Annotated in this window: 18 protein-coding genes; 17 read left to right on the top strand and 1 reads right to left on the bottom strand. The window is 39.2% G+C overall.

Features of this window, described 5'->3' with window-relative positions:
• Positions 1-90 precede the first annotated feature (90 nt).
• The 17 genes from cpsA (at position 91) to rfbB (ending at position 18,186) form a co-directional block, all read left to right on the top strand.
• Entirely contained in the window at positions 91-1,536 is a 1,446-nt protein-coding gene (gene cpsA / locus MK395_RS06930; RefSeq protein WP_268711562.1) for an LCP family glycopolymer transferase CpsA, read from the top strand.
• A 1-nt stretch (position 1,537) separates the two neighbouring features.
• Complete coding sequence (cps4B, locus tag MK395_RS06925) at positions 1,538-2,269, top strand: capsular polysaccharide biosynthesis protein Cps4B (RefSeq protein WP_000565325.1); 732 nt, start codon at positions 1,538-1,540, stop codon at positions 2,267-2,269.
• An 8-nt stretch (positions 2,270-2,277) separates the two neighbouring features.
• Complete coding sequence (gene cpsC, locus MK395_RS06920) at positions 2,278-2,970, top strand: capsular polysaccharide biosynthesis protein CpsC (RefSeq protein WP_000664126.1); 693 nt, start codon at positions 2,278-2,280, stop codon at positions 2,968-2,970.
• A 9-nt stretch (positions 2,971-2,979) separates the two neighbouring features.
• On the top strand, positions 2,980-3,672 hold the full coding sequence (locus MK395_RS06915; RefSeq protein WP_049477790.1) for a tyrosine-protein kinase: 693 nt from the start codon (positions 2,980-2,982) through the stop codon (positions 3,670-3,672).
• A 22-nt stretch (positions 3,673-3,694) separates the two neighbouring features.
• Entirely contained in the window at positions 3,695-5,062 is a 1,368-nt protein-coding gene (locus MK395_RS06910) for a sugar transferase (RefSeq protein ID WP_268711561.1), read from the top strand.
• Positions 5,063-5,092: 30 nt separating this feature from the next.
• Positions 5,093-6,265, top strand: a complete 1,173-nt coding sequence (gene cps2T, locus MK395_RS06905) for a beta 1-4 rhamnosyltransferase Cps2T (protein WP_268711560.1) — start codon at positions 5,093-5,095, stop codon at positions 6,263-6,265.
• Positions 6,266-6,268: 3 nt separating this feature from the next.
• On the top strand, positions 6,269-7,426 hold the full coding sequence (locus MK395_RS06900) for a glycosyltransferase family 4 protein (RefSeq protein ID WP_268711559.1): 1,158 nt from the start codon (positions 6,269-6,271) through the stop codon (positions 7,424-7,426).
• A gap of 2 nt (positions 7,427-7,428) precedes the next feature.
• Positions 7,429-8,427 (top strand): Stealth CR1 domain-containing protein, encoded by a 999-nt coding sequence (locus MK395_RS06895; RefSeq protein ID WP_049500998.1) that lies wholly within the window; start codon positions 7,429-7,431, stop codon positions 8,425-8,427.
• 34 nt (positions 8,428-8,461) lie between these two features.
• Positions 8,462-9,427: a glycosyltransferase family 2 protein gene (locus MK395_RS06890; RefSeq protein WP_049501000.1), complete on the top strand. Its 966-nt coding sequence runs from the start codon at positions 8,462-8,464 to the stop codon at positions 9,425-9,427.
• A gap of 38 nt (positions 9,428-9,465) precedes the next feature.
• Complete coding sequence (locus MK395_RS06885; protein WP_049501002.1) at positions 9,466-10,626, top strand: hypothetical protein; 1,161 nt, start codon at positions 9,466-9,468, stop codon at positions 10,624-10,626.
• Positions 10,623-12,035, top strand: a complete 1,413-nt coding sequence (locus MK395_RS06880; protein ID WP_268711558.1) for a flippase — start codon at positions 10,623-10,625, stop codon at positions 12,033-12,035. Before MK395_RS06885 ends, MK395_RS06880 begins: the two co-directional genes overlap by 4 nt.
• A 9-nt stretch (positions 12,036-12,044) precedes the next feature.
• Positions 12,045-13,148, top strand: a complete 1,104-nt coding sequence (gene glf / locus MK395_RS06875; RefSeq protein WP_084917701.1) for a UDP-galactopyranose mutase — start codon at positions 12,045-12,047, stop codon at positions 13,146-13,148.
• Positions 13,149-13,175: 27 nt separating this feature from the next.
• Positions 13,176-14,228 (top strand): hypothetical protein, encoded by a 1,053-nt coding sequence (locus MK395_RS06870; RefSeq protein WP_000878648.1) that lies wholly within the window; start codon positions 13,176-13,178, stop codon positions 14,226-14,228.
• A 48-nt stretch (positions 14,229-14,276) separates the two neighbouring features.
• Positions 14,277-15,146 carry a glucose-1-phosphate thymidylyltransferase RfbA gene (rfbA, locus tag MK395_RS06865; RefSeq protein WP_007520644.1) on the top strand — a complete coding sequence of 290 codons (870 nt, stop codon included), beginning with the start codon at positions 14,277-14,279 and terminating at the stop codon, positions 15,144-15,146.
• A complete protein-coding gene (locus tag MK395_RS06860; protein WP_045617659.1) occupies positions 15,147-15,740 on the top strand; it encodes a dTDP-4-dehydrorhamnose 3,5-epimerase family protein in 594 nt (197 codons plus the stop codon).
• A gap of 3 nt (positions 15,741-15,743) precedes the next feature.
• Positions 15,744-17,069 (top strand): hypothetical protein, encoded by a 1,326-nt coding sequence (locus MK395_RS06855; RefSeq protein ID WP_268711557.1) that lies wholly within the window; start codon positions 15,744-15,746, stop codon positions 17,067-17,069.
• A gap of 70 nt (positions 17,070-17,139) precedes the next feature.
• Complete coding sequence (gene rfbB / locus MK395_RS06850) at positions 17,140-18,186, top strand: dTDP-glucose 4,6-dehydratase (protein WP_049501012.1); 1,047 nt, start codon at positions 17,140-17,142, stop codon at positions 18,184-18,186.
• Positions 18,187-18,246: 60 nt separating this feature from the next.
• Here rfbB and rfbD read toward each other — a convergent pair whose 3' ends face one another.
• Positions 18,247-19,101 (bottom strand): dTDP-4-dehydrorhamnose reductase, encoded by an 855-nt coding sequence (gene rfbD, locus MK395_RS06845; protein ID WP_049519431.1) that lies wholly within the window; start codon positions 19,099-19,101, stop codon positions 18,247-18,249.
• Positions 19,102-19,224 lie beyond the last annotated feature (123 nt).

Below are 19,224 nucleotides of genomic sequence, written 5' to 3'. Positions count from 1 at the left end.
TGAAAACGCTGAAAATAGCAAGGATGGATGGAATTTCCATCATGATTGTGATATAATATTTATAACTATTAACGTGTATAGGGGATTATCATGAGTAGACGTTCAAAGAGAGCTCGTTTAGGGAATGTAAAACGAAATATTAATATAGTTTTAGCAACCATTTATTTGTTATTGAGTGGTTTTTTGTTGTTCTTGATTTTCAAACATAATATCCTAGCTTTTCGATACCTCAATATCCTTACGGCGGTTCTTATTCTCGTTTCTGCTGTAATTGCAATCCTCCTGATAGTGTATAAAAAAGCCGAGAAGTTTACGGTTTTCTTTTTGACACTTGCTATCGTAGTTAGCTCCGTTTCTCTCTATGCTTTGCAACAGTTTGTCGGTTTTACCAATCATATCAATGCGACCTCAAACTACTCAGAGTATTCGATGAGTGTGGTCGTTTTGAAAGATAGTGAAATCAATAATGTGACCCAGTTGGATAGTGTAACAGGTCCGACTGAAACAGATAATGATAATATCCAAAAGTTGGTGGCGGATATTAAGACGACACAGAGTAAAGACTTGACAGTTGAACAGAGTACTTCTTATCTAGCAGCTTATAAGAGTCTGCTTTCTGGCGAAACGAAAGCAATTGTCTTAAATAGTGTTTTTGAAAATATCATTGAAGCAGAGTATCCAGATTATGCTTCAAAAATCAAAAAAATCTATACAAAACAATTAACTAAGGATGTAGCGGCACCAAAGGTATCAAAGAATAAAGCTTTCAATATTTATGTGAGTGGTATTGATACCTATGGTCCGATTAGTTCCGTTTCGCGTTCAGATGTAAACATTTTGATGACTGTGAACCGAGATACCAAGAAAATCCTTCTGACTACAACGCCTCGAGATTCCTATGTTCCGATAGCGGATGGGGGAAATAATCAAAAGGATAAATTGACCCACGCTGGGATTTATGGAGTGGACTCGTCGATTCATACCTTGGAAAAACTCTATGGGGTGGATATTAACTATTATGTGCGCTTGAACTTTACCTCTTTCTTGAAGTTGATTGACCTTTTAGGTGGCGTTGATGTCTATAATGATCAGGATTTCACTTCTTTGCATGGCAAGTACCATTTCCCTGTTGGGAATGTCCATCTAGACTCTGAGCAGGCTCTTGGTTTTGTCCGTGAGCGCTACTCTCTAGCAGATGGAGATCGTGACCGTGGTCGGAACCAACAAAAGGTTATTGTAGCTGTTATTCAGAAGTTGACATCAACCGAAGCTTTGAAGAACTATGACAATATCATCCAAGGATTGCAAGATTCTCTTCAGACCAATATGCCTTTGGAAACCATGATGGATCTAGTCAATACTCAATTGGAGAGTGGCGGTAACTACAAAGTCAACTCTCAAGACTTGAAGGGGACAGGACGCACGGATCTTCCTTCATACGCTATGCCAGATAGTAACCTCTACATGATGGAAATCGATGAAAGTAGCTTGGCTGCCGCCAAAGCTGCTATCAATGATGTGATGGAGGGCAAGTAGCATGATAGATATCCATTCGCACATCGTTTTCGATGTGGATGATGGTCCAAAGTCAATAGAGGACAGTAAAAAACTACTTAGAGAGGCCTATAGTCAAGGAGTGAGGACAATTGTTTCCACTTCGCATAGACGAAAAGGGATGTTCGAAACTCCTGAAGAAAAAATCGCAACTAACTTTTTGAAGGTGCGAGAAATGGCTAAGGAAGTTGCGGATGACTTAATCATTGCCTATGGGGCAGAAATCTACTATACGCCAGATGTTGTTGAGAAGTTGGAAAAGAAATTAATCCCAACCCTCAACGATAGTCGCTATGCTTTGATTGAGTTTAGTATGAATACAGCTTATCGGGATATACATAAGGGGCTGAGTAATATTCTAATGTTAGGCATTACACCCGTCATTGCCCACATTGAACGTTACGATGCTTTAGAAAACAATGAAAATCGCGTGCGAGAGCTGATTGATATGGGATGTTATACTCAAATTAATAGTTCTCATGTTTTGAAACCAAAACTCTTCGGAGAAACTTATAAATTTATGAAAAAGAGAGCCCAGTATTTCTTGGAACGAGATCTGGTTCACGTGATAGCAAGTGATATGCACAACTTGGATCACAGACCTCCTCATATGGAGGAAGCCTATGATATCATTGCCAAAAAATACAGTGAAGATAAGGCTAAGGAACTTTTTAAGGATAATCCCCGAAAAATAATAATGGATCAATTGATTTAGGAGAAAAAATGAAAGAACAAAATATGATGGAAATCGATGTATTTCACTTACTTAAAATCCTTTGGAAGCGAAAATTGTTAATTGCTTTGGTAGCATTCGTGACAGGGATAGTAGCATTTGCCTACAGTAGTTTTATTGTGAAGCCGGAGTTTACGAGTACGACCAGAATTTATGTGGTCAATCGTAATCAGGGAGATAAGCCTGGCTTGACTAACCAAGATTTGCAAGCAGGATCTTACTTGGTAAAAGACTATCGCGAAATCATTCTCTCGCAAGACGTTTTAGAGAAGGTTGCGACTGATTTGAAACTAGAACTCCCTCCAAAAGGTCTAGCTAGTAAAATCAAGGTAACAGTTCCAGTGGATACGCGTATTGTATCGATTTCTGTTACAGACCGTGCACCTGAGGAAGCTAGCCGTATCGCCAACTCTTTGAGAGAGGTTGCGGCTCAAAAGATCATCAGCGTCACTCGCGTTTCGGATGTGACAACACTTGAAGAAGCACGCCCTGCAACATCGCCATCTTCACCAAATATTCGTCGCAATACCATGGTTGGATTCCTTGCGGGGGCGGTTGTGATGGTTGTCACAGTTCTCCTTGTTGAGCTCTTGGATACACGAGTGAAACGTCCAGAAGATATTGAGGACGTGATGCAAATTGCACTATTGGGAGTAGTTCCAAATTTGGATAAATTGAAATAGGAGAGAAAAATGCCAACGTTAGAAATTGCACAAAAAAAATTAGATTTGGCAAGAAAAGCAGAAGAATACTACAATGCCCTTCGCACCAATATTCAATTGAGTGGGAATAACTTGAAAGTGATTTCCGTTACGTCTGTCAAACCAGGAGAAGGAAAATCAACAACTTCTACCAATATTGCTTGGGCTTTCGCGCGTGCGGGCTATAAGACGCTGTTGATTGATGCGGATATCCGTAATTCAGTCATGTCAGGTGTCTTTAAATCACGGGAAAAGATTACAGGCCTAACAGAGTTCTTGTCAGGCACAACAGACCTATCACAAGGTTTATGTGAAACCAATGTTGAAAATTTGTTTGTCATTCAAGCGGGTTCTGTATCCCCAAACCCTACAGCTTTGCTACAAAGTGAAAATTTTGCGACCATGATTGACACCTTACGCAAGTACTTTGACTACATTGTCGTAGATACTGCTCCGATTGGAGTTGTTATCGATGCAGCGATTATCACGCAGAAGTGTGACGCTTCTGTTTTAGTAACTGCTGCTGGTGAAACAAATCGTCGTGATGTCCAAAAAGCTAAAGAACAACTCGAACAAACAGGCAAACCATTCTTAGGAATTGTGCTTAATAAACTCAATACTTCAGTTGAAAAATATGGCTCCTATGGAGCATATGGAAACTATGGGAATTATGGCAAAAAATAATAAATAGTTTAGGGAAGATATTATGGAAGAAAAGGGATTGAAGATTACTTTGGCGGCAATCCAGAGTTTTCTTGTCATTTTATTAGCTTATTTACTTAGTTTTGTTAAGGAAACAGAGATTGTAAATACTTCTGTTATTATCTTGTTCATTCTTCATTTTTTTATTTTTTATATCAGTGATTATGGGCATGATTTTTTTAAAAGGGGTTATTTAGCAGAGTTTATCAACACGACAAAGTATATCGTGTTCTTTGCTCTAGCTATCAGTATTTCGAATTTTTTCTTAGAAGATCGTTTTAGTATCTCTAGACGAGGAATGATTTATTTTTTGACTATACACTCTATTCTGTTGTATTTGTTGAATCTATGCATTAAACGCTATAGAAAAAGCATCTTTCCAAATCTCAAGGGGAGTAAGAAGATATTCTTGATAACAGCGACCTCTAGGGTTGAAAAAGTCATCGATAGGCTGATAGAGTCGGGAGAAATTTTTTGGAATTTGGTGGCGGTCAGTGTTTTAGACCAGCCTGATTTTCGGCATCAAACCTTAACCGTTGTACCTGCTGAGAATATCTTAGACTTTGCTACTCATGAAGTTGTCGATGAGGTCTTTATCAATCTACCAAGTGAAGAGTACGACATCGGGGAGTTTATCTCACTTTTTGAGACATTGGGAATTGATGTTACAGTTAATCTGAATGCTTTTAATAACTATCTAGGTAGTGATAAAAAGATTCGTGGGATGGCAGGGCTGAATGTTATCACGTTTTCTACAAAATTTTATAAGACCAGTCATGTCATTGCCAAACGTTTCATTGATATTGTCGGTTCGATTGTCGGATTGATTATTTGTGGTTTGGTGAGCATTGTTTTGGTTCCGATGATTCGACAAGATGGTGGGCCAGCGATTTTTTCTCAAACGCGTATTGGAAAAAATGGTCGACATTTCACTTTCTATAAATTTAGATCTATGTGCGTGAATGCTGAGCAGCGGAAACAAGAACTTTTGGCGCAAAATACTATGCAGGGGGGCATGTTTAAGGTCGATGATGATCCTCGTATCACTCCAATTGGTCGCTTTATTCGTAAGACCAGCCTAGATGAGTTACCGCAGTTTTGGAATGTTTTAATGGGAGATATGAGTCTGGTCGGAACCCGTCCCCCAACAGTGGATGAGTATGAGAAATATACTCCTGAACAAAAACGTCGATTGAGTTTTAAACCTGGGATAACAGGCTTGTGGCAAGTCAGCGGGCGAAGTGAGATCAAGGATTTCAATGAAGTTGTTAAATTAGATGTGGCCTATATTGATGATTGGACTATTTGGAAAGATATTGAAATATTGTTAAAGACCGTTAAAGTTGTATTTATGAGAGATGGGGCGAAGTAATTTCTGCCCTTCAGTCCTGTTAGGAGAGAAATGAAACAGTCAGTTTATATTATTGGTTCAAAGGGGATTCCTGCTAAGTATGGAGGATTTGAAACCTTTGTTGAAAAATTAACCGAATATCAAAAAGACAGCAACATACAATACTATGTTGCTTGTATGCGTGAAAATTCTGCTAAGTCTGGCATTACGGAAGACCAGTTTGAGCACAATGGAGCCATTTGCTTCAACATCGATGTACCCAATATCGGCCCGGCCCGCGCCATCGCTTACGATATTGCAGCGGTCAACAAGGCTATTGAATTGGCTAAGGAAAACAAGGACGAAGCTCCCATTTTTTACATTCTAGCTTGTCGCATCGGTCCTTTTATTTCTGGACTTAAGAAAAAAATTCGTGCGATTGGTGGCTCTTTGCTGGTGAATCCTGATGGTCATGAATGGTTGCGAGCAAAATGGAGCCTTCCAGTTCGTAAGTATTGGAAATTTTCAGAGCAGCTCATGGTCAAACATGCAGATTTATTGGTCTGTGACAGTAAAAATATTGAACAATATATCCAAGAGGATTATAAGCAATATCAACCAAAGACCACCTATATTGCCTATGGGACAGATACAGCTCCTTCAATCCTGAAAGCAGAAGATACCAAAGTTCGGGATTGGTATCAGGAAAAAGGAGTTAGCGAAAATGGCTATTATCTAGTAGTGGGACGATTTGTTCCTGAAAATAACTACGAAGCCATGATTCGTGAATTTATCAAGTCCAAGTCCAAAAAGGACTTTGTTCTCATCACAAATGTGGAGCAGAATAAATTTTACGACCAGTTGTTACGGGATACTGGTTTTGACAAAGATCCTAGGGTCAAATTTGTCGGTACTGTCTATGACCAAGAGTTACTCAAGTACATTCGTGAAAACGCCTTTGCCTATTTCCATGGGCATGAGGTTGGAGGAACCAACCCTTCTTTACTGGAAGCCCTAGCATCCACAAAACTAAATTTGTTGCTAGATGTTGGCTTTAACCGTGAAGTTGGTGAAGATGGGGCCATTTATTGGAAAAAAGATGAGTTGGCACGTGTCATTGAGGAAGTAGAAGGATTTGATCAGGCAGCAATAACTGACTTGGATTTCAAGTCAAGCCAAAGAATCCTCTCAGCTTTCACATGGGAAAAGATTGTGTCAGATTATGAAGAAGTGTTTAAAGGATAGGGAATGAAACGGATTTTATACTTGCATGCTGGTGCAGAAATGTATGGAGCAGATAAGGTCTTATTGGAATTGATCAAAGGATTGGATTCCAAAGAATTTGAAGCTCATGTCATCCTGCCAAATGATGGTGTTTTAGTCAAGGCCTTGCGTCAAGTTGGGGCTCAGGTCAGTGTGTTGGATTATCCGATTTTACGTAGAAAATACTTTAATCCTAAAGGCATTGCCGACTATATTCGCTCTTATAATTTCTATGCTAAGCAAATCGCCCTCTATGCTCGACAACACAGTATAGATATGGTTCACAATAATACAGCGGCTGTTTTGGAGGGCATCTATTTGAAACGCAAGCTCAAGCTGCCTTTGATTTGGCATGTTCATGAGATTATCGTCAAACCCAAAGCTATTTCTGACTTTATCAATATGCTCATGGGACGATATGCAGACAAGATTGTGACGGTGTCCCAAGCGGTCGCTAATCATATCAAGCAGTCTCCTTTTATCAAAGATAGCCAAGTGGAAGTGATTTATAACGGTGTCGATAATACTGTCTATTATCCAATGGATGCGTCTTCTATTCGTGAAAAATTTGACATTGCGCAAGATGCACTTGTGATTGGCATGATTGGTCGGGTCAATGCTATCAAAGGACAAAATGATTTCATAGAAGCAGTCGAGCCACTTTTGGAAAAGAATGAGCAAGCGGTGGCTTTCCTAGCTGGAGGTGTTTTTCCTGGTGAAGAATGGCGCTTAGAAGAACTAGATAAGAGAATAGCTTCTTCATCTGTTGTGTCACAAATTCATCGTATTGATTACTACGATAAGACTTCTGAACTTTATAATATGTTTGATATCTTTGTCTTACCAAGTATAAAACCTGATTCCCTACCTACAGTGGTCCTAGAAGCCATGGCTTGTTCAAAACCAGTTGTTGGTTATAACAATGGGGGAATAGCTGAAATGGTAGTAGATGACAAAAGTGGTTGCTTAGTCAAACCAAATCGTCCTCAAGAACTTTCTAATGCCATTTCTCTCTTACTAGATAGTTCTGAAAAAAGAGAAAAATTTGGGCGAGTAGGATATCAGAGACAAAAAGAGCTGTTTTCTTTGGAGAGTTACATCAAGAACTTTTCGGAGTTGTATAAAACAGATAGAAAAGATTAGTTATGAATAAAATAGATTTTGTTGTTACTTGGGTTGATGGGAATGATCCTGTGTGGCAAGAAAAAAAATCAAGCTATGATGGATCGGTTAATACTTCTAAACAGAGTATGAATTCAGTCAAGGCTTACCGAGAATGGGGGACCTTTAAATATTGGTTTAGAGGAGTTGAAAAATTTGCTCCTTGGGTTAATAAGGTCTACCTCGTGACCGACCAGCAAAAGCCAAGCTGGTTAGAGTTAAACAGTGATAAATTGGTATTGGTAGATCATACAGAGATTATCTGCAATGACTACCTGCCAGTTTTTTCTGCCAATCCTATCGAAAGTAATATCCATCGGATCCCCGGACTCTCTGAGCATTTTGTTTTTTTTAATGACGATATGTATTTGACAGCTCCAGTCGAGCCGACAGATTTTTTCTCAGAGGATGGTTTACCCAAATATAATACGGCTCTTTCACCGATTATTCCTGAGCGATATGGAACGGGGAATTTTCAGATAAATGACATGGAGATTGTCACTAGCTATTTCAGTCGAAATGAAATTTTGAAGAATGGCCAATTCTTTGATCCAAAGCAGGGATTAAAAAGTATCGTTAAGTCGCTACTATACAGAAATAGTCAGTTTATCTGTGGTTTCTGGGAGAGTCATCTGCCCTATCCTCTACTAAGATCAACGATGAACTTGGTATGGGAAAAGGAAAAAGCTGTCTTGGAAAGAACCTCGGCTAGTCGCTTTAGAAATCCTTCTGATACCAATGTTTGGCTCTTTAAGTATTGGCAGATTGCCAGTGGTCAATACGCTGTCGGAAATCCTAAGTTGGGGGGACTCTTTTCTTTGGATAATGCCGGACCAGATTTTTGGAAGATACTAAATTCTGGCAAATACCAAATTATGTGTATCAATGATGGATTTAACATTCAAGACGAGGAGCAGGTGATGACAGACTTTATCAAGGCTATGGATCAACTGCTTCCAGATAGAAGCTCATTTGAGATTTAAACTGTAAAACTAAGTAAGAGAAAGAAAAGAAAATATGATTTCGGTAATTGTGCCTGTTTACAATGTGGAGAACTACCTTCATTATGCCATGGAGAGTTTGGAACATCAGACTTACAAGGATATGGAAGTCCTCTTGATTGATGACGGCTCGAGTGATGGCTCAGGACACTTGTGTGACCAGTATGCCCAGCAATATGATTGGGTGACTAGCTACCATAAGGTCAACGGTGGCTTGTCTGATGCTCGGAACTATGGGGTCTTAAAAGCCAAGGGTGACTGGATTACTTTCCTAGATCCAGACGACTATCTGGAACCCTGCGCCTTGGAACTGCTAGCAGAGCTACAAAGTCGTACCCAAGCAGATATGGTGAGTGGCAAAGTAGAGCCAACAGCTCACTATCATCGTTTTCAAAATTTTCACTTGGATCAGCTTGATTTAGACCAAGTTAAGGTCTATGACAAGGCAAAGGCTCTGACTGAGATGCTTTATGGAGACCTTGTGACGGTCTCTGCTTGTGGGAAACTCTATCGGAAAGAACTTCTTGAGAAAGCTCCCTTCCCCAAGGGGCGCATCTACGAAGACCTCTATGTTATCAGTGAGCATCTCAACCAAGCCCAATCCGTGGCCTTGTACCATCTTCCGATTTACCATTATTACCATAGACCTGGTAGCATTACTGCCTCGGCTTTCACTCCAAAACAATACGAGTTTTACGAAGCAATTGATCATTTAAAAGAGGTTGTGAATGCAACCTATCCTGAGAGTTCAGAACTCCAAGAAGCTATCATTTCACGCTTCTTTACAGGAAGTCTTCTTATCTTTACGATGATTAAGGATGGGGATTCAGTAGAATTCAAGAGACTTCAGGAGGAAACCAGGCCTTATTTGCCTCTTGTCTTGAAGAATGCTAGAGTTAGCAAGAAACGTAGGATCCTCTATGTTTTAATTACTAAGTATCCGCGGCTCTATTATCAATTTAAAAAGTTAAAAAAATCCTAAGTAAGAGTTAGGGACGAAAGAAGAAAAGGAAAAAGAAAATGTTAAAGTTAGAACGTGATAAATTGCTAATTGCAGCAGTTTTAATAGTGGTTGTCTCCATAGATATGATCAATACGTCTATGTTAGCTCCTGTTTTACCTAATATTCCTAATCTAGTTCCTTTTTTTGCGGTCCTTTTACTTGCTATGCGATTTGCTTATATTCATCACTACTCTATAAGCTATCTCATCTTTGCACCAATTCTTCTTTTTGCTGGGGGCATGGTTTACTATAAGACTGGGAACCTTAATGCATTGATGTATATGTTTCTGCTTGTCTTTCTTTACAAGGCTGAGATGGAAAGTGTACTTAAAATATACTCTGTTGTAGCCTTGTTTTTTATTGTATTGATAGTGCTCTTGGCCGTGATTGGTGCTATTCCAAACTTGCAATTTGTCCAATCACGATCTGCGGGAGTCGTTGTTCGAAATTCATTTGGCTTTATTTATCCAACTGATTTTGCTTCTCACTGTTTTTATCTATATACAGCTATATCGTATATCTTTAGAAAGAAATTCATTATTTTACGGACTGCCTTAGGATTTGGTCTGGCTTATTTCATTATTCGATATTGCGATGCGAGGCTTAATGCCGCTTCTATTACTGTAATGGCGCTCATTTTTCTGTACTTTTATTTCCGAAATGATAAACAGCGACGGCTTTTTGCTTTACTTCCTTTATCGGCTGGTATAGCGTCTTCAGTAATGATTTATCTCTCTTCTAAATTTACCTGGTCTCATCCAATGTATGTGGCTCTAAACAATTTTTTTAGTATGAGATTACACCTAGGACATGAGGCACTAAAAAAATATGCAGTGCAGTGGTTTGGGATTCGGGGCATATCATTTATCGGTTATGGGGGGCGTACAGAATCCGTTTTGAGCTACGACTATGTAGACTCTTCCTACGTTCAGATGCTCTTTACCTATGGTATGATTCCAGTTCTCTTATTGGTCGTGTTATACATAGTTAGGTCTTGGTCTCTTTATCGCAAAAAGAATTATTTGCTATTGACGGCCTTATCCTTAATAGCAGTCAACTGTATGTTTGAGGCCTTCTGGGTTCGCCCGTCTTATAATATTTTTATGTTTACTCTATTTGCAACCTTGCCAGTTATTGAATTTGAATCGAAGAAATCTACAACGAGGAACTCCTTGTGAAAGTATTAAAAAATTACTTGTACAATCTGTCCTATCAGTTACTTGTCATCGTCCTACCAGTGATTACAACTCCCTATATCACCCGAGTTTTCTCTTCGGATGATTTGGGATCTTACGGATACTATAACTCTATCGTGACTTATTTTATCCTACTAGCGACGCTGGGAGTAGCGAATTATGGGACCAAGGAAATTTCTAGCCATCGTAAGGAAGTTGAAAAGACCTTCTGGGGTATTTACAGTTTACAAGTCCTTTCAACCTGTTTAGCGGTTACTCTGTATATCATTGTCTGCTTGCTTGTACCGTCGATGAACAATCCAATTGCCTATATACTTGGCTTTAGTTTGCTGTCTCGTGGTTTTGATATTTCTTGGCTTTTTCAAGGGTTAGAAGATTTCAAAAAAATCACAGCTCGTAACACAATGGTCAAACTTCTAGGTGTTGTTTCGATATTCCTATTTGTTAAGAAACCATCCGACTTGTACTTGTATATCATCCTCTTGGTTGCCTATGATCTACTAGGTCAGTTGAGTATGTGGCTTCCTGCTCGGGAACACATTCGCAAGCCGCATCTGGATATAGCCTATGCCAAAGAGCATATCAAACCAGTCATTCTCTTGTTTCTGCCACAGATTGCCATTTCACTCTACATCACGCTAGATCGCACGATGCTAGGTGCCTTGTCTTCGACTAAGGATGTTGGAATCTATGATCAAGCCTTGAAATTATTGAATATTTTGTTAACCTTGGTAACGTCCCTAGGTAGTGTCATGTTGCCTCGGGTCTCCAATCTTCTCTCATTAGGCAATCAAAAGGCGGTTAACAAGTTACATGAAATGTCTTTCTTAGTGTATAACTTGGTCATCTTCCCGATGATTGCGGGGATTTTAATTGTTAACAAAGATTTTGTCAATTTTTTCCTAGGGCAAGACTTCCAAGATGCTCGCTATGCGATTGCCATCATGGTCTTTAGAATGTTCTTTATTGGCTGGACCAATATAATGGGAATTCAAATCTTGATTCCTCACAATAAGAATCGTGAATTTATGCTATCAACAACTATTCCAGCTGTTTTTAGTGTGGGCTTGAATCTCCTCTTGATCCCGCCTCTGGGTTATATTGGAGCTTCAATTGTATCTGTTGCGACTGAAGGTTTGGTCTGGCTGATCCAACTCTACTTTACACGTTCGTATCTAAAAGAGGTCAAGATCTTTCCATCTATGCTAAAAATACTTCTAGCAGCACTACTGATGTACGGCGCCCTGTATTCTGCACAAGCTTTCATGCACTTCTCGTCTGTTGTGAATGTCTTGATCTATTCTCTGCTTGGCTTCCTAGTCTACGGTGGCTTGGTTTTGGTCTTACGTGTCTTGGATTTTCAAGAACTAAAAAGTGTTTTAAAGAAATAAGGAGATTTTATGTACGATTATCTTATCGTTGGTGCTGGCTTGTCAGGTGCAATCTTTGCCTACGAAGCTAACAAACGTGGCAAGAAAGTGAAGGTGATTGATAAACGAGAACACATTGGTGGGAATATCTATTGCCAATCTGTTGAAGGAATCAATGTCCACAAGTATGGGGCTCACATCTTCCATACATCCAATAAAAAGGTCTGGGATTATGTCAATCAGTTTGCGGAGTTTAACAATTACATCAATTCTCCTATTGCCAACTATCAAGGACATCTTTACAATCTGCCTTTTAACATGAATACTTTCTATGCTTTGTGGGGGACAAAGACACCCCAAGAAGTAAAGGACAAGATTGCTGAGCAGACGACTCACATGCAAGATGTTGAGCCAAAAAACTTAGAGGAACAAGCCATTAAGTTGATTGGTATGGATGTCTATGAAAAGCTAATCAAGGGCTATACCGAAAAGCAATGGGGACGTTCCGCTACTGAACTGCCACCCTTTATCATCAAGCGTTTGCCAGTTCGATTGACCTATGATAACAATTATTTCAACGACCGTTACCAAGGAATTCCAATTGGTGGTTACAATGTCATCATCGAAAAGTTGTTGGAAGGAATCGAAGTAGAGCTCAATACCGATTTCTTTGCAAATCGGGAGAACTTGGAGGCTTCAGCAACTAAGCTTGTCTTCACAGGGATGATTGACCAGTTCTTTGACTATAAGTTTGGTGAACTAGAGTATCGCAGTCTCCGTTTTGAGCATGAGATTCTGGACCAAGAAAATTATCAAGGAAATGCTGTAGTCAACTATACTGAACGTGATATACCTTATACGCGTATCATCGAGCACAAACATTTTGAGTTTGGGACTCAGGCCAAGACCGTTATTACTCGTGAATATCCAGCAGATTGGAAAAGAGGAGATGAACCTTATTATCCAATCAATGATGCCAAAAACAATGCTATTTATGAGCAGTATCTAGCAGAAGCTGAGAAAAATGGACGCGTGATCTTCTGTGGTCGCTTGGCAGATTATAAATATTATGATATGCATGTGACTGTTGAACGTGCATTGGATGTGGTAGAGGAAGAACTAGAGAGTATCTAGAAACTTCACAGATAAAGGGGAGAAAAGGTGAAATATTATCTGAAGGATTCATTTCTGCATAATGCACACGAAAAGAATGCAGGGAGTAAGGCACGGAATGACGTGGAAGCTATTCTAATCTCAGAGGGTTATGAGGGCTTGGAGCTCAAGGTTGAGAATTGGTATAAGATGAATTTCTTTAAAGCTCAACAACACAAATATCGTGCGACCAAGTCTGTGTTTGATCAGTTGGGAGCTGGAGATGAATTGGTGATTCAGTTCCCTATTATCCACCATACATTTTTCATCTCACAACTCATCAAGCAGGCGCAAAAAAGAGGAGCAAAATTCTATCTGTTGATCCATGATATTGAAACCTTGCGTCATGCAGCAGGTTCAGAAGTAAAATTCCGTCATAAAGTGAGAAATTACTTCCAGGAAAAGAAAGCTTTGATGTCAGTGGATGGCATTATCGTTCATAACGATATCATGAAGAAAGTTCTGGTAGGTCAAGGAGTGCCAGCAGATAAAATGGTTAGCTTGGAGATTTTTGACTATCTGATTCCAAACTTTGCTGAAAAACCAAATCTCCAAAAAGATCAGCCTATTATCGTTGCTGGAAATTTGAACCCTGCAAAGTCAGGTTATCTTTATAACTTGCCAGAACAGCCAGCCTATAACTTGTACGGAGTGGGCTATGATGAAAGTCGTGCATTGAAAAACACTAGCTACTTTGGTTCCTTTATGCCAGATGACCTCCCAGCTGCTCTTGAAGGTAGTTTTGGTTTGGTCTGGGACGGAGACAGCTCAGAAACCTGTCAAGGTTCTTACGGAAACTACCTACGCTTTAACAACTCGCACAAGGCTTCTCTTTATTTGGCATCAGGTTTCCCACTAGTAGTGTGGAAGGAATCGGCTCTGGCCCACTTTGTACTGGACAAACAGTGTGGAATAGCAGTTGATTCTTTACATGACCTCCAAAAGTCACTAGACGATTTGACAGATCGAGATTACATGAAACTGTCAGCTAATGCTAGACAAGTAGGAGTAGCGCTTCGAAATGGTGATTATCTGAAATCGGCTATTTCTAAATTGAAGTAAGAATTTGAAGCTACTCATTAATCAGTTCGTTAGAAAGGTTACTTCATTATGAAAGGTATTATTCTTGCGGGTGGTTCAGGAACGCGCTTGTACCCACTTACTCGAGCTGCATCAAAACAGCTGATGCCAGTTTATGATAAACCCATGATTTACTATCCTTTGTCAACCTTGATGTTGGCAGGGATTAAGGACATTTTGATCATCTCAACACCACAGGATTTACCCCGTTTTAAGGACCTGCTCTTGGATGGTTCCGAATTTGGGATCAAGCTTTCCTATGCGGAACAGCCTAGTCCCGACGGACTTGCTCAGGCTTTTCTTATCGGTGAAGAATTTATCGGTCATGATAGTGTTGCCTTGATTTTAGGCGATAATATCTATCATGGACCTGGTTTGAGCAAAATGCTTCAAAAGGCAGCCAAGAAAGAGAAGGGCGCGACTGTTTTTGGCTACCAAGTGAAGGATCCAGAGCGTTTTGGTGTGGTCGAGTTTGATACAGACATGAATGCTATTTCCATAGAAGAAAAACCAGAGAATCCTCGCTCTAACTATGCAGTGACAGGTCTTTATTTCTATGACAATGACGTTGTGGAGATTGCCAAACAGATCAAACCGAGTGCTCGTGGCGAGTTGGAAATCACAGATGTTAACAATGCTTATTTGAAGCGTGGGGATTTGTCAGTTGAAGTTATGGGACGTGGTTTTGCCTGGCTGGATACAGGGACACATGAGAGTCTGTTAGAAGCATCCCAATATATCGAAACGGTTCAAAGGATGCAAAATGTTCAGGTTGCCAATCTAGAAGAAATTGCCTACCGAATGGGTTATATCAGCCGCGAAGATGTGCTGAAGTTGGCGCAACCTCTCAAGAAGAATGAATACGGGCAATACTTGCTTCGTTTGATTGGAGAAATCTAGATGACAGATAATTTTTTCGGCAAAACACTTGCAGTGCACAAGATTGATGCCATTCCAGGTTTGTTAGAGTTTGACATTCCGGTTCATGGTGACAATCGTGGCTGGTTTAAGGAAAATTTTCAGAAAGAAAAGATGCTACCACTTGGTTTTCCTGAAAGCTTCTTTGCTGAAGGAAAACTGCAAAACAACGTCAGCTTTTCTCGCAAAAATGTTCTCCGAGGCCTCCATGCTGAACCTTGGGATAAGTACATCTCAGTAGCAGATGGTGGCAAGGTTCTGGGTTCTTGGGTTGACCTACGTGAAGGTGAGACTTTTGGAAATGTTTATCAGACCGAGATTGATGCAAGTAAGGGAATCTTTGTCCCTCGTGGCGTAGCCAATGGTTTCCAAGTCCTCTCGGATACAGTTTCTTATAGCTATCTGGTCAATGACTACTGGGCACTTGAACTCAAGCCTAAATATGCCTTTGTCAACTATGCAGACCCAGCCTTGGGAATCCAGTGGGAAAACCTAGAAGCAGCAGAAGTCTCAGAAGCTGATAAACATCATCCACTGCTAAAGGATGTCAAACCACTAAGAAAAGAAGATTTGTAAAGTATGAAGTATTCGTTATTCGATATTAATCAGATTGAGAATTTAGAAATTAGAAGTTATTTTAGTGAAGTAATCAGTTGTTATGAGAATCATAATTACCGTGCCGCTATCCTTGTCCTATATACAGTTATACTTTATGATTTAACGTATAAACTCGAAGAATTACGAGATGAATATGAGGATTCAAATGCTAAGCAACTATTGGAAGAAATTTATAAAAAAATAAATTCTTCTGGTGATAAGAGTTCATGGGAAAATCTATTATTAGATAAATTGCATGAGAGTACGGATTTCGAAATTGTTGATGATAATTTGTGGTCGACTATTCAAGCAGTGAAATTAAAAAGAAATTTGAGCGCTCATCCGTCATTTGATCAAGAACAACAAATTTATCAACCTACAAGAGAATTGACACTTGGATTTATAAAGGAAATTTATGAAACTTTACTAACTAAATCTGCACATTTTATGTCTCGTGGTCTTGAACGAGTTTTTGAGTCTTTTAAACAAAAAAAATCGCATTTTAATATTCGTAATTTTTATGAGGATAGTAAAGATAATAATTATGAATATAATTACTTTTATAATCGTTTTTATTCACGAATGAGTATGCCACTAAAAAAGAAATTCTTTAAAAATGTTTGGGCATTGACTTTTGAAAAGAATAATGAAGAGCTGGAAAATAATTTTTTAAATCTATTCGTTATAATCAAAGTTTTAGAACAAGATGAACAACTTTTCAAAGATTTTATTGAGGGTAAACTAAAGTCAGATAAGATTAAAGACATTATTGATTTAGATATTCCTATCAACAAATTTATCTTATTTTTAAACTTTTATCCAGACTATTACCAATATCTAAACTCAGATGTTCAGGAAAGAATAGAGAAAAAATTTAAAGAAATCAATCATTACCTCTATATCTGGTATACAAAGGAGAATATACCAGAGTATATAGAGATGATTATGGCTGATGATATAGAAGATTTAGACGGAATATCGTCCGACCAAATTAAACTCTTCAATTTTATTTGTAAAGAAAAAGGAATTATTGAAGTATTTAATGAATTTTTATTAAAAATACTAGAAAAATATGTTCCTAATTGGTTTGGATTTGATGACGCGAACATAATTATGAATAAATTTATTATACCTTATTTAAATGACTTTAAAGAAGAGGATTATTTTGAGTATGCCCGGATTAGAAAGGCGAACAATCAAATTTACGATAGAGATAGAGATTCAGAGGACAACCGTATTTTAATTAGTAAAATGCAAGAACAGGAATTAGACTATCATGAGTTTGAAGAACTATTAAAATTTAAATAGAATAGACTGATTTAATTATTCTTGTAATATTCTTTATAATAGAATATTATCTAACAAAGGAAGATTTAATATGACTGAATACAAAAATATCATCGTGACAGGTGGGGCTGGTTTTATCGGTTCTAACTTTGTTCATTATGTCTATAACAACTTCCCAGATGTCCATGTGACAGTGCTGGACAAGCTGACTTATGCGGGTAATCGTGCCAATATTGAAGCAATTTTAGGTGATCGTGTTGAGTTGGTTGTTGGAGATATTGCAGATGCAACCTTGGTCGATAAGCTAGCTGCTCAAGCAGATGCCATTGTTCACTATGCGGCAGAAAGCCATAATGACAACTCGCTCAATGATCCGAGTCCCTTTATCCACACCAACTTCATCGGGACTTACACTCTTTTGGAAGCAGCTCGTAAATACGACCTTCGTTTCCACCATGTGTCAACTGACGAAGTCTATGGTGACCTACCTCTGCGTGAAGATTTGCCAGGTCATGGAGAAGGTCCAGGTGAGAAATTTACGGCTGAAACCAAGTACAATCCCAGCTCGCCTTACTCATCAACTAAAGCAGCTTCAGATCTGATTGTCAAAGCTTGGGTGCGCTCATTTGGTGTTAAAGCGACTATTTCGAACTGTTCAAACAACTATGGTCCTTACCAACATATCGAGAAGTTTATTCCGCGCCAGATCACCAATATCTTGAGTGGTATCAAGCCAAAACTCTATGGTGAAGGTAAGAATGTCCGTGACTGGATTCACACCAATGACCATTCATCAGGTGTTTGGACGATTTTAACCAAAGGTCAAATCGGGGAAACCTACTTGATTGGTGCGGATGGTGAGAAGAACAATAAGGAAGTCCTGGAACTCATTCTCAAGGAAATGGGGCAACCAGCTGATGCTTATGACCATGTGACGGACCGAGCTGGTCACGACCTTCGCTATGCCATCGATGCTAGCAAGCTTCGTGATGAACTAGGGTGGAAGCCAGAGTTTACCAACTTTGAAGCAGGCCTCAAAGAGACCATCAAATGGTATACAGACAACCAAGACTGGTGGAAATCTGAAAAAGAAGCGGTAGAGGCTAACTATGCTAAAACGCAACAAGTGATTAAATAATCAGATACTAAAAAGCAAGAGACCTCATGGTCTCTTGCTTTTTATGTATGTCGTAATCTTTCATTTTCTCACTTCTTGTTTATAAAATTCTTTAAGGGCATCTTGCCAGATTGGAATGACGAAACCTGTCGCCTTTGCTTTTGTCAAGCTCATAGTTGAGTTGAGAGGTCGTTTGGCCTTGGCAGGAAACTTGCTGGAGTCTACTGGTACTACTTCGACATCACTGTCTTTAAGAATCTCGACAGCAAAGTCATACCAAGTGGTGTCTTCAGCTGCGTCATTTGATAAGTGGTAGTAGCCATACTCTTTTTGATTTTCAGTCAAATAGGTCATGAATTCGGCCAAGGTACGTGTCCAGGTTGGGCGGCCGTGTTGGTCGTTGACTACTGTGAGTGTTTTATGGGTTTTGGCTAGATTTTGCATGGTAAAGACAAAGTTTTTTCCATAATTTCCAAAAACCCAAGCAGTGCGGATGATGTAATGCTGTGACGTAAGGTTTTCAACAAGTTCTTCTCCCATTCGCTTGGTACGTCCGTACTCTGTTTGCGGATCAGGTAGGTCATCGACTTCCCACTCTTGTCCTACTGGTTTCTTTCCATCAAAGACATAGTCTGTCGAGATATAGACCAGAGTAGCTCCGTATTTCTCAGAGGCCTTGGCTACATTTTCAGTTCCAGTTACGTTGATGGCAAAATCCAGTTCTTTTCCCTCATCTTCTGCGGCATCAACAGCAGTGTAGGCTGCACAATGATAGACCAGAGTTGGTTTAACCTCAGCAAATACTTTATCAACCATTTCAGAATTAGTGATATCCATTTCGGCCACATCTACTGCAACATAGTCCACATTTCGTTCATCTAGTAAATAACGTAGTTCGGTACCGAGTTGACCATTTGCACCTGTAATTAATATCATTGTCTTCTCCTTAACTTTTATTCTATCTAATCATAGCAAAAAAATGATAAAAAATCTGATTTTCGCTCCTTGTTTTGCTGGTTTCTATCCGATAAGAATCTGTTTTTGAAATGAAACTGTTTA

Source organism: Streptococcus oralis (genome assembly GCF_026782085.1).
GTDB lineage: Bacteria > Bacillota > Bacilli > Lactobacillales > Streptococcaceae > Streptococcus > Streptococcus oralis_DA.
Note: the sequence above shows the minus strand (reverse complement) of the source record. Positions and strands in the feature narration are given on the sequence as shown.